The sequence below is a fragment of the Micromonospora sp. NPDC049891 genome (genome assembly GCF_040660295.1).
Lineage (GTDB): Bacteria > Actinomycetota > Actinomycetes > Mycobacteriales > Micromonosporaceae > Micromonospora.
Genome location: NZ_JBFAML010000039.1, coordinates 31471 through 42074 on the forward strand (window position 1 = coordinate 31471; position 10604 = coordinate 42074).

Here is a 10604-nt window from a genome sequence, read left to right on the forward strand (position 1 = left end):
CCACGCCCATCAGCCCTCCCCCGTAACCTCCGCTGTGCCCATCGGTGCTGACATCTACACAACAGATGAGACGTGTCGGGGATTCCATGTCGTGGGTCGAAAGTGTCACGAATGCCTGATAATCCGCTGAGAGCAGCGTCCACGTTTGCTGTCAGCACCCTGCCTGGCTGTCATCGGCAGGTACCCCGTGAGGTCGACAGATCGACGGATCGCCGTCCGTCCGGTCCATGGCAGCACTGCCTGGCCGATAGCCACAGCGACCCGGGTCACCGCCGTGCTGCGATCCTGGTCACTGCCTGATACGCGTACGTGGACCGCTCGGTTCATCCACGCCGGTGGTAATACCCCACGCCCTGATGAACAATCCGCGCCCCGGTCCTATGCCCGCCGCCGCAGCGCGGTTTCCCGGACTGTCGCGTTCAGGACGCGAGCAGAGCCAGAGCACCGCGTACCTGGTCGGCGGAGCGGGCCAGGGCGGCCCGCGCGGTGGTCACCGCCACCCCGGAGACGAGGCTGACGAGTGCGGCCTTCAGGTCACCGTCAGCCTCGTCGAGAGCTTGCCGGGCGACCTCGTCGGCACAGCCTGTCGACTCCATGAGGATCGAGATCATTCGTCCCCGGAGCTTCGCGTTTGTGGCCACCACGTCGATCATCAGGTTCGAGTAGACCCGCCCCAGACGCACCATGACCGCCGTCGAGAAGCCGTTCAGCACGAGTTTCTGGGCGGTGCCCGCCTTCATCCTCGTCGAACCGGCCACCACCTCCGGTCCGGTGTCCACCCCGATGAAGACGTCAACTGCCCGGGCGGACGGCGTTTCCGGGTTCGCGCAGAGCAGCACCGTCGCGGCACCGTTGGCCCGGGACGCGGCGAGCGCACCGAGGACGTACGGGGTACGCCCACTCGCGGTCAACCCCACCACCACGTCCCCGGCGGAGACACAGTCGTCCGCCTCCGCGGCACCTCGGGCGTCGTCGTCCTCGGCGTCCTCCACGGCCCGCCACATCGCCTCCGGCCCTCCGGCGAGGTGGGCGCAGAACCAGTGTCGTGGCGAGTTGAAGGTCGGTGCCAGCTCGGCGGCGTCCAGTACGCCCAGCCGCCCGGAGGTGCCGGCGCCGAAGTAGTGCACCCGGCGGCCGTCACGCAGTGCGGTCACCGCGAGCTCGACGGAGCTGGTGATCTCGTCGAGCACGGCGGCCACCGCGGCCGGCACCCGTCGGTCCGCCTCGTTGATCACGGCGAGTACGTCCCGGGTGGACATCAGATCCAGGTCGACGCTTCGCGGATCGCGCCGCTCGGTCGGTGCGCCGACCCGGACGACCGGTCGGCCGGCATTGGCGGAGGTTCCCGTTCCCTGGGGCTCGACGGCTTCGGCCGTCATGCCCGCCTCCGGCCGGAGCCCAGCCGGTGGGAACGGACCGCCTCGGCGGTCACCTCCAGCGCCTTGCGGGCCCGGGGCCGGTTACGCGCGGCCACCCCGACGAAGAGGCAGTCGACCACGGTGAGCTGGGCCAGCCGGCTGGCTGTCGCACCGGACCGGTAGGTGGTCTCACGCGCGGCGGTGGTGAGGACGTGGTCGGCGACCTCGGTGACCGGGGAGCGTGGGAAGTTGGTCAGCACCACCGTCGTGGCCCCCCGGGACCGGGCCTGCTCCAGCACCTCGACCACGTCGGAAGTGGTGCCGGTGTGCGAGATGCCGATGGCGACGTCGCCGCGGCCGAGCAGGGCCGCCGAGGTCAACGCGGTGTGCACGTCGGGAAAGTAGAAGGCGGTGCGGCCGATGCGGTGCAGCTTCTGCTGGAAGTCCGAGGCGACGAAGCCGCTCGCACCGGCGCCGTAGATGTCGATCCGGCCGGCACCGACGATGGCGTCCACCACCCGCTCGCAGACCGTCGGGTCGAGCTGTTCGGCGGTCTCCTCCACGGCACGCGCGTCGTTGAAGGCGATTGTCGCGATGATCTGGGCCAGGTCGGCACCGGGCGGGATGTCTCCGCCGACCACGCGCGCGTCCGGCGGCTCGACCCGCCGGGCGGCCTCCGCGGCCAGCCGGATCCGAAGCTGCGGGTAGCCGTCCATGCCGACCGAACGACAGAACCGGATGACTGTCGCCTCGGAGGTGTCGGCGGCGGTGGCGAGGTCCGTGATGGTGCGCCGGGCCGCGTCGGCGGGGTTGGCGACCACCAGCCGGGCGACCCGTTGCTCGGCCGGCGACAACGCCGGGAGCAGGCCGCTGATGTGGACGATCAGCCCACCGGGCTCGGGATTCGCGGAAACCTTCGGCCTTTTCGCCACCTTTGAAACTTACTTTCATGAGCCCGGAAGCGTCAACCATGACGCGCGCCGATGCCGGCAGGTCCAGCCTGCCACCCGCCGCGCCCGGGCCACCTCCCCCGCCGGGCCGGGTCCACCGGGTCGGGTGGGGCTCGGCACCCGCCGTCCGGACACCGCACTAACCTCAGCTCATGGCGAATCGCAGTGTGTTGGTCACCGGGGCCACGGGCGGACTGGGCGCGGCGGTCAGCGCCGCGTTCGTAGCAGCGGGGTGGCGCGTGGTCGCGCCCCAGCGCCAGCAACCGGACCCGGTAGGCGACGCCGAGGTCAACGCTCCGGTCCGGATCAGCGCAGATCTGACCGACCCGCAGGACGCGGCCCGGGTGGCCGAGGTGGCGGCCGGCGATCCCGCGGCACCACTACGTGCGGTGGTCAACCTCGTCGGCGGATACGCCAGCGGCGGACTGGTGCACGAGACGCCGGTCGAGGACTTCGAACGGATGCTCACCCTCAACCTCCGCCCGACCCACCTGGTCACCCGTGCCGCGCTGCCGCACCTGCTCGCCGCCGGTGGTGGCGCGGTGGTCTGTGTCGCGGCCCGCGCGGCGGTCGCGCCCTTCCCGGGTGTGGCCGGCTACGTCACCGCAAAAGCCGCAGTGCTCGGCTTCGCCGCCGCCGTGGCGGCGGAGTACAAGGCGGCCGGGGTCCGTTGCAACACGGTGCTGCCGAGCGTCATCGACACCCCGACCAACCGCGACGCGATGCCGGACGCCGATCACACCCGCTGGGTGGACCCGGCCGAGATCGCCTCGGTGATCCGCTTCCTCGCGTCGGACGAGTCGGCACCCACCAGCGGCGCGGCCGTACCGGTCTACGGGCGGGCCTGAAGCGGGACCAGTTCCGGCACCGGTGCGGTGCCCCCCGTCGGGGCACGCCCGGTCGGCTCGCCCCCGCCCACCAGCCAGGTGTTCAGATGCCCACGGATCTCCCGGGCGATCTCCTCAGCCGGGAGATCCGCGTTGACCGGCACGAACGTCGGATACTCCGGCAGCGTGCGGTAGGCCAGGTCGGCGGCGGCCAGAAAGCTCAGACTCTCGTGGTCGGTGCCCCGGCGTTCGATCCGCCGGTACGCCTCGATCGGCTCGACGGTCAGCAGGAACGTCACCTGCGGTCGGGGAAAGAGCCGGTAGGCGGCCCGGACCAGCCGCTCCCAGCGGTGCCCGCCGTGTGCCCGGAGACTGGCGTACTGGCAGGCCGCGTAGCGGTCCATCACGGCCACCCGCCCGGTGAACAGGCCACCGAGCAGTGTCATCGCGATGGCCAGCCAGCGGAGCACTGATTCCACCAGGAGCATGCCGTCCCGCCCGAGTAACCCCTGGGCGTCCGGCCGGCCGAGTCGGTGCGCCGCCCGGCCGAGCCAGCGCCGCCCGCCCGCGTTGCGGTGATAGGTGGCCGGGTACCCGGCCGCGGTGAGCGCCTCGGCGAGCCGGTACGCCTGGGTGGTCTTGCCTGAGCCGTCGATGCCGATCAGGGCTACGGTGCGGAGCCGGCCTCTGCCGCGCCGGACTCCCGTCGAATCGGGCGCTCCCGTCGATCTGGCCACCCTCGAAAGGTTATCCGACAGACGCACGGTGGACGCGCCATAGATCCGGTTTACGCCCTGTTCATCCCGTTGCGCGCGCGGGGCAGGTGTGGACGACCGGAATGCCGGGTACCGATCGGAGATCCCACCGGTGGCACCCCGACGATTCGACGGGAGAGGCGAGATGGCCGAGCGCGACGACGAGACTCTCCTACACACCCTCAAGAAGGTCGCCGCCGTGCTCAAGCAGTCGGAGATCCCGTTCGCTCTCGGCGGCAGCTTCGCCGTCTACGCGCACGGCGGGCACTCCAGCGAGCACGACGTCGACTTCCTGATCCGCGAATCCGACGTCGAAGCCGCGCTGGAGGCGCTGGTGCAGAGCGGCTTCACCGCCGAGCGTCCGCCGGAGGACTGGCTGGTCAAGGTCTACGACGGCGGCCGGATGGTGGACCTGATCCACCGCCCGATCGAGACGCCGGTGACCGAGGAGACGTTCGCCGACACCGTCGTGCGGCCGGTCGACGCCATTCACATGCCGGTGCTGTCAGCCACCCAGCTGATGGTGCACAAGCTGCTGAGCTTCTCCCAGCACTACTGCGATTTCGCCCGAGGGCTGCCGCTGGCCCGCTCGCTGCGTGAGCAGATCGACTGGGAACGGGTACGCAAGGAGACGCAGCACTCGCCGTACGCCGAGTCGTTCCTGGTGCTGCTGGACAGGCTGGACGTCGTGCCGGACTCCGGCACCGCTGACGAGAAGGGGAGACCGTGACCGTGCACCGCGACTCCGGCGCCGGGCCGCCCGACGAGTACGTCGAGGCGGAGATCCACCGGCTGCTCACCGAGGATCCGGCCGTCGCCGAACAGGGAATCACCGTGATCCGCACCGAACGCGCTCTCGTGCTGCACGGCGAGGTCGAGAGCGCGCACCGGCGGGAGGAGATCCTGCGCCGGGTGGCCGACCGCTTCCCGGACGTGCCCATCACCAGCGACATCGGGGTGATCCGCGCGCAGGCGCCCACGGAGATCGAGCAACTGCCCTGAGGAGGTTCGATGGCTATCCGGATCGCCGCAGTGGGCGACGTGCATCTGGACAAGGACGTGCTCGGCCGGTTCCGGCCGGCCCTGGAGGAACTGCCCGGCAGCGTCGACGCCGTGCTGCTCGCCGGTGACCTGACCCGGCACGGCACTGAGGCCGAGGCCCGCTGCGTGGCCCAGGAATTCGGTGGCCTGGGGGTACCGGTGATCGCCGTGTTGGGCAATCATGATCACCAGTGCGACCAGGTGCCGCAGGTGATCGGAGCGCTCGACGAAGCGGGCATCACCGTGCTGGAAGGCGACGGGGTGGCGCTGGACTGTCCGGGTGGTCGGCTCGGCGTCGCCGGGGTGAAGGGCTTCGGTGGCGGTTTCGCCGGCCGGTGCGCCAGCGACTTCGGCGAGCCGGAGATGAAGGCGTTCGTACGCACCACCACCGAGAGCGCTGACCGGTTGGGCGAGGCGCTTCGCTCGCTCGACTGCGACGTGCTCGTGGCGCTCACCCATTACGCCCCGGTGCCGGACACCCTGGCCGGAGAGCCGTTGGAGATCTATCCGTTCCTCGGCTGCTACCAGCTGGGGCAGGCGATCGATTCCGCGCCGACCGCGCTCGCCCTGCACGGGCACGCCCATCACGGCTCCGAGCGGGGCACCACCCCGGGCGGGGTACGCGTCCGCAACGTGGCCCACCCGGTGATCAAGCAGGCGTACAGCGTGTTCCACCTGGGCGATCACCTTGATCAGGGCGAGGTTTCCGGAGTCGCTGCCGGGGGTATTCAGCAACCATGGAGCTGATTCTCTGGATTCTCGCAGTCGTACTGGTGGTTGCCGGCATCCTCGCGCTGTTCCGCCGGCAGATCCTCTGGGGCATCGTCCTCATCGTTGTCGGGCTGCTCGTCGGCCCGGGTGGGGTCAGCATCTTCAATTGACCTGGCGGCGCAGTGCGTCGCTCACCGGACCCGCCGGGGTCGTCGCGACCGGTACTCCGTCCTCCCGACAGGAGTCACCGGACGCGGCGACCCCGGCGTGCTGTCTGCGGTCCGGCGGCGACGGCCGGCTGATCTGCCTGCGACGCCGAGGGTTGCCCGACGCACGACCACGGGGCATGTTTGCCACCCCCGCTGAGCGGAGAACCACCGACCATGTCGACGACTGCGGAACAGACCCGACGGAACGGTGCCGGCAAGTGGTGGGCGCTTGCCGGCTTCGCGCTGGCCGTGCTGGCCGCCGCCGTCATCGGCAATCTGGCCGCTTCGGGCGCCGCCGACCAGTACGCGAACCTCGATCAGCCGGCGTGGTCACCGCCGTCCTGGCTCTTCGGCCCGGTCTGGACCGTCCTCTACGTGACGATCGCGGTCGCCGCCTGGCTGGTCTGGCGCCGGGTGGGGTTCGGTGCGGCGCTCGGCGCGTGGGCGGTCCAACTCGTGCTCAATGCCGCCTGGACGCCACTCTTCTTCGCCGGTGACCGGTACGGGCTGGCGTTCGTCGAGATCATCCTGCTGTGGCTGGCGATCGGTGTGACAGTGCTGCTGTTCGCCCGGGCGAGCCGCCTGGCGGCGGCGTTGCTGTTGCCCTACTGGGCCTGGGTCACCTTCGCCGCGGCCCTCAACTACTCGATCTGGCAGCTGAACAGCTGACCGGCGCCGGCCGGCCACCGGGACCGCCCAGGACCGCCACGATCCCCAGCACCCCCAGGACCCCCAGGACCCCCAGGACCGCCAACGCCGGAGATCACGCCTGAGCAGGCGGCCGTCCACGACAAGGCGCGGTAGCTCGTCCGGCAGGCGTCGTCCGTAGCCAGCCCCACGATCGGCGTCGTCACCAGGTCTGGCAGATGAGCGCGCCCAGCCATCGGCGGTGGGCGATCCTGGCGGCCGTAAGCGGCGTGCCGGTGCCCGCCGGTCAGCCTCCGACGCCGCAAATCCTCCTGGCGCTGGTTCCGGTCGGCGCACGTATCCGCTGATAGACGGGGGTCGCTGCCGCCGGTGGGAAGGTGATCATGGCCGCTTGCCAGGTTTCCGGATTGTTACTCGCTCGTGTCCGTCCAAGGGGTGGACCCCGGAAGATGCAAGCGCTTACATGTGAAAACGCCCATCGGACCGGCGCCAGGTCAACCGGATGCGATCCCGGCCGGCGCCGGACAGGAAGGAGGACGGCATGGCGGTCTCTGCCAGGCCACGCCAGGCTGTCGCGATCGTTGGCGCGATCGGACTGGCACTCAGCGCCACCGCTTGCGGCACCGGAAGCAGCAGCAACGACGGCGGCAGCAGCAGCAACGCCGATTCCGCGGAGTGCGCCCCGTACGAGAACTACCAGGGCCACGACGGTAAGACGGTGAACATCTACTCGTCGATCCGGGACATCGAGGCCGACCGTCTGGCGGAGTCCTGGAAGCAGTTCGAGGACTGCACCGGCATCAAGATCAACCACGAGGGAAGCGGCGAGTTCGAGGCCCAGCTCCCCGTACGGGTGGACGGCGGCAACGCCCCCGACCTGGCCTTCATCCCCCAGCCCGGTCTGCTCGCCCGGTTCGCCGAGCGCAACCAGCTGAAGCCGGCCAGCGCCGACACCAAGGCCATGGCCGAGCAGAACTACTCGCCCGACTGGCTGAAGTACAGCACCGTCAACGGCACCTTCTACGGTGCGCCGCTCGGGTCGAACGTGAAGTCGTTCGTCTGGTACTCGCCGAAGATGTTCCAGGAGAAGGGTTGGACCGTTCCGACCACCTGGGACCAGATGATCCAGCTCAGCGACACGATCGCCGAGAGCGACGTCAAGCCGTGGTGTGCCGGCATCGAGTCCGGTGACGCCACCGGCTGGCCGGCCACCGACTGGATCGAAGACGTGATGCTGCGGACGCAGACCCCCGAGGTCTACGACCAGTGGACCACGCACGAGATCCCCTTCAACGACCCGCGGGTCGCGGAGGCGCTGGACCGCGCCGGCACCATCCTGAAGAACGACAAGTACGTCAACGGTGGCTTCGGCGGGGTGCGCAGCATCGCCACCACCTCCTTCCAGGAAGCCGGCGTGCCGATCACGCAGGGCAAGTGCGCGCTGCACCGGCAGGCGTCCTTCTACGCCAACCAGTGGCCTGAGGGCACCCGGGTGGCCGAGGACGGCGACGTCTTCGCCTTCTACTTCCCGGCCATCGACCCGGCCAAGGGCAAGCCGGTGCTGGGCGGCGGCGAGTTCGTGACGGCCTTCGCCGACCGTCCCGAGGTGCAGGCCGTGCAGACGTACCTCGCCTCGGGCGAGTACGCCAACAGCCGCGCGAAGATCGGCGACTGGGTGTCCGCGAACAACAAGGTCGACCTGGCCAACGTCGCCAACCCGATCGACAAGCTGTCGGTGGAGATCCTCCAGGACGACAGCACGGTCTTCCGGTTCGACGGTTCCGACCTGATGCCCGCCGCCGTCGGCGCCGGGACCTTCTGGAAGGGCATGGTCGACTGGATCAACGGGCGGGACACCGCCACCGTCCTCCAGGGCATCGAGAGCAGCTGGAAGTAATTCCAGCGGTGGGCCGGTCCGCGTGCGCGGGCCGGCCCACCGGCTCTACCGAGGACCCGGGGAGGGTTGATGAACTTCGACTTTGCCGAGCAGACACCCAAGTTGATGATGCTGCTGTGGGGGCTTGTCGCCTTCGCGGTGGTGGTGGGCGGCCTGCTCGTGCTGCTCGACGCGGTGCCGTCCTACTTCGCACGGCGACGTGAGGCGCAACTCGTGGCCGCGTCCGCGAGTGGGGCGCCGCTGCCTGGGCGGACCAAGTCCCGAGAGGGGCTGTTCGCCACGTTCTTCCTGTTGCCGACGGTACTGCTGCTGCTGATCGGCCTGGTCGTCCCGGCGATCCGGACCACGCTGCTGTCCTTCATGGACGGCGGCAGCCAGAACTTCGTGGGCCTGGACAACTACCGCTGGATGTTCGCCGACGACTCGATCGTGCGGGTGCTGCTCAACACCCTGGTCTGGGTCACTCTGGTTCCGCTTGTCGCGACCTCCATCGGCCTGATCTACGCGGTCATGGTCGACAAGGCCCGGCTGGAGGCGGTGGCGAAGTCACTGATCTTCATGCCGATGGCGATCTCGTTCGTCGGTGCCAGCATCATCTGGAAGTTCGTGTACGCCTACCGGGGCGAAGAGCAGGAACAGATCGGTCTGCTCAACCAGATCGTGGTCAGCCTCGGCGGAGAGCCCCGGCAGTGGCTGCTCGACTCACCGCTTAACACCCTGCTGCTCATCGTGATCATGGTCTGGATCCAGGCCGGTTTCGCGATGGTGGTGCTGTCCGCGGCGATCAAGGCGATTCCGGCCGACATCGTCGAGGCCGCCCGGCTCGACGGGGTGAGCCCGTGGCAGATGTTCTGGCAGATCACCCTGCCGAGCATCCGGCCCGCGCTGATCGTGGTGGTGGTCACCATCTCGATCGCCACGCTGAAGGTCTTCGACATCGTCCGCACCTCGACAAACGGCAACTACGACACCAGCGTGATCGCCAACGAGATGTACAACCAGGCGTTCCGGTACGGCCAGAACGGGCAGGGCTCCGCGCTGGCGGTCTTCCTCTTCGTCCTGGTGATCCCCATCGTGATCTTCCAGATCCGCAACCTCCGCCAGCAGCGACGGGAGGGCTGAGATGACCACCACCACTCCCCCGGTCGCCACCGGCGCACAGGACACCAGCGGGCGGCCGACGCCGGCGTCGCGGGTCCGCAAGCGACTCAACACCCACACCGCCACGCTTGTCGCCATCGTCATCGCGGTCGTCTGGACCATCCCCACCTTCGGTCTGTTCGTCTCCTCGTTCCGGCCGGAGAACCAGATCAAGACCACCGGCTGGTGGACCTTCTTCCGGGACCCGGAGTTCACCCTCCAGAACTACCAGGAGGTGCTGTTCGGGCAGTCCGCCTCGTCCGGGCAGCTCGCCAGCTACTTCATCAACTCGCTGGTGATCACCCTGCCGTCGGTGCTGTTCCCGCTCGCGTTCGCGGCCATGGCCGCGTACGCGCTGGCGTGGATCAACTTCCGGGGCCGGGACTGGGTCTACATCGCCATTTTCGCGCTCCAGATCGTGCCGCTGCAGATGGCCCTGGTGCCGCTGCTGAGCTTCTTCTCGCGCGGAGTCAGCCTGGGCGGCGTCACCCTGATGCCCGCCTGGAACCTCGACGGCGCGCAGAACTTCGCTCAGGTGTGGTTCGCGCACACCTGCTTCGCGCTGCCATTCGCCGTGTACCTGCTGCACAACTTCATCTCGCAGCTACCGAAGGATCTGATGGAGGCTGCCCGGGTCGACGGGGCCACCCACCCGAAGATCTTCCGCACCATCGTGCTGCCCCTGGTTGCCCCGGCCCTGGCCGCGTTCGGCATCTTCCAGTTCCTCTGGGTCTGGAACGACCTGCTGGTCGGGCTCATCTTCGCCGGCGGCAGCGACGTCACCGCGCCGCTCACCGTCCGCCTGGCCGAACTGGCCGGTACCCGGGGCAACGAGTGGCAAAGGTTGACCGCCGGAGCGTTCGTCTCGATCGTCGTACCGCTGATCGTGTTCCTGTCGTTGCAGCGCTACTTCGTTCGCGGGCTGCTCGCCGGCAGCGTCAAGGGCTGATCCGTCGTGGTGCCGCCGCCGTGGGCGGCGCCCGGGTGGCCGGGCGGTGGGACGGCGACCGGGACGCGTTCACCGCCCACACCGAGCACCTCGACGACGATGGTGCGCCGCAGCCGCGC

At 69.4% G+C, this 10604-nt stretch carries 12 protein-coding genes; 9 read left to right on the forward strand and 3 right to left on the reverse strand.

Features of this window, described 5'->3' with window-relative positions; translation table 11 throughout:
• Window positions 1-419: 419 nt before the first annotated feature.
• Window positions 420-1379 (reverse strand): N-acetylmuramic acid 6-phosphate etherase, encoded by a 960-nt coding sequence (locus AB0I71_RS30010; RefSeq protein ID WP_357590328.1) that lies wholly within the window; start codon window positions 1377-1379, stop codon window positions 420-422.
• Window positions 1376-2290: a MurR/RpiR family transcriptional regulator gene (locus tag AB0I71_RS30015; RefSeq protein WP_357590330.1), complete on the reverse strand. Its 915-nt coding sequence runs from the start codon at window positions 2288-2290 to the stop codon at window positions 1376-1378. Before AB0I71_RS30015 ends, AB0I71_RS30010 begins: the two co-directional genes overlap by 4 nt.
• A 170-nt stretch (window positions 2291-2460) precedes the next feature.
• Here AB0I71_RS30015 and AB0I71_RS30020 point away from each other — a divergent pair, with 170 nt between their 5' ends.
• Complete coding sequence (locus AB0I71_RS30020; protein ID WP_357590332.1) at window positions 2461-3156, forward strand: SDR family NAD(P)-dependent oxidoreductase; 696 nt, start codon at window positions 2461-2463, stop codon at window positions 3154-3156.
• Here the strand turns inward: AB0I71_RS30020 and AB0I71_RS30025 are convergent.
• On the reverse strand, window positions 3141-3872 hold the full coding sequence (locus AB0I71_RS30025; protein WP_357590335.1) for a dTMP kinase: 732 nt from the start codon (window positions 3870-3872) through the stop codon (window positions 3141-3143). The genes AB0I71_RS30020 and AB0I71_RS30025 overlap by 16 nt on opposite strands.
• A gap of 130 nt (window positions 3873-4002) precedes the next feature.
• On the opposite strand from AB0I71_RS30025, the gene AB0I71_RS30030 reads away from it, so the two are divergent.
• The 8 genes from AB0I71_RS30030 to AB0I71_RS30065 all read left to right on the forward strand — a co-directional run bounded on the left by AB0I71_RS30030 (window position 4003) and on the right by AB0I71_RS30065 (window position 10485).
• Window positions 4003-4620 (forward strand): nucleotidyltransferase, encoded by a 618-nt coding sequence (locus AB0I71_RS30030; RefSeq protein WP_357590337.1) that lies wholly within the window; start codon window positions 4003-4005, stop codon window positions 4618-4620.
• A 2-nt stretch (window positions 4621-4622) separates the two neighbouring features.
• Complete coding sequence (locus tag AB0I71_RS30035; protein WP_357590354.1) at window positions 4623-4892, forward strand: hypothetical protein; 270 nt, start codon at window positions 4623-4625, stop codon at window positions 4890-4892.
• A 9-nt stretch (window positions 4893-4901) separates the two neighbouring features.
• Complete coding sequence (locus AB0I71_RS30040; RefSeq protein WP_357590339.1) at window positions 4902-5678, forward strand: metallophosphoesterase; 777 nt, start codon at window positions 4902-4904, stop codon at window positions 5676-5678.
• Window positions 5669-5812: a GPGG-motif small membrane protein gene (locus tag AB0I71_RS30045; RefSeq protein ID WP_007464364.1), complete on the forward strand. Its 144-nt coding sequence runs from the start codon at window positions 5669-5671 to the stop codon at window positions 5810-5812. The genes AB0I71_RS30040 and AB0I71_RS30045 overlap by 10 nt, the downstream gene beginning before the upstream one ends.
• A gap of 213 nt (window positions 5813-6025) precedes the next feature.
• Complete coding sequence (locus AB0I71_RS30050) at window positions 6026-6520, forward strand: TspO/MBR family protein (protein WP_357590341.1); 495 nt, start codon at window positions 6026-6028, stop codon at window positions 6518-6520.
• A gap of 520 nt (window positions 6521-7040) precedes the next feature.
• Window positions 7041-8396 carry an ABC transporter substrate-binding protein gene (locus tag AB0I71_RS30055; protein ID WP_357590342.1) on the forward strand — a complete coding sequence of 452 codons (1356 nt, stop codon included), beginning with the start codon at window positions 7041-7043 and terminating at the stop codon, window positions 8394-8396.
• 69 nt (window positions 8397-8465) lie between these two features.
• Window positions 8466-9518 carry a sugar ABC transporter permease gene (locus AB0I71_RS30060; RefSeq protein ID WP_357590344.1) on the forward strand — a complete coding sequence of 351 codons (1053 nt, stop codon included), beginning with the start codon at window positions 8466-8468 and terminating at the stop codon, window positions 9516-9518.
• Between the two features lies 1 nt (window position 9519).
• Window positions 9520-10485, forward strand: a complete 966-nt coding sequence (locus tag AB0I71_RS30065) for a carbohydrate ABC transporter permease (RefSeq protein ID WP_357590346.1) — start codon at window positions 9520-9522, stop codon at window positions 10483-10485.
• The last annotated feature ends 119 nt before the right edge of the window (window positions 10486-10604 follow it).

What these genes read in the sequence shown, in the direction of transcription:
- AB0I71_RS30055 (WP_357590342.1), top strand. Translation starts at nt 7,041, where the DNA reads ATGGCGGTCTCTGCCAGGCCACGCCAGGCTGTCGCGATCGTTGGCGCG.
- AB0I71_RS30050 (WP_357590341.1), top strand. Translation starts at nt 6,026, where the DNA reads ATGTCGACGACTGCGGAACAGACCCGACGGAACGGTGCCGGCAAGTGG.
- AB0I71_RS30020 (WP_357590332.1), top strand. Translation starts at nt 2,461, where the DNA reads ATGGCGAATCGCAGTGTGTTGGTCACCGGGGCCACGGGCGGACTGGGC.
- AB0I71_RS30010 (WP_357590328.1), bottom strand. Translation starts at nt 1,379, where the DNA reads ATGACGGCCGAAGCCGTCGAGCCCCAGGGAACGGGAACCTCCGCCAAT.
- AB0I71_RS30045 (WP_007464364.1), top strand. Translation starts at nt 5,669, where the DNA reads ATGGAGCTGATTCTCTGGATTCTCGCAGTCGTACTGGTGGTTGCCGGC.
- AB0I71_RS30060 (WP_357590344.1), top strand. Translation starts at nt 8,466, where the DNA reads ATGAACTTCGACTTTGCCGAGCAGACACCCAAGTTGATGATGCTGCTG.
- AB0I71_RS30065 (WP_357590346.1), top strand. Translation starts at nt 9,520, where the DNA reads ATGACCACCACCACTCCCCCGGTCGCCACCGGCGCACAGGACACCAGC.
- AB0I71_RS30040 (WP_357590339.1), top strand. Translation starts at nt 4,902, where the DNA reads ATGGCTATCCGGATCGCCGCAGTGGGCGACGTGCATCTGGACAAGGAC.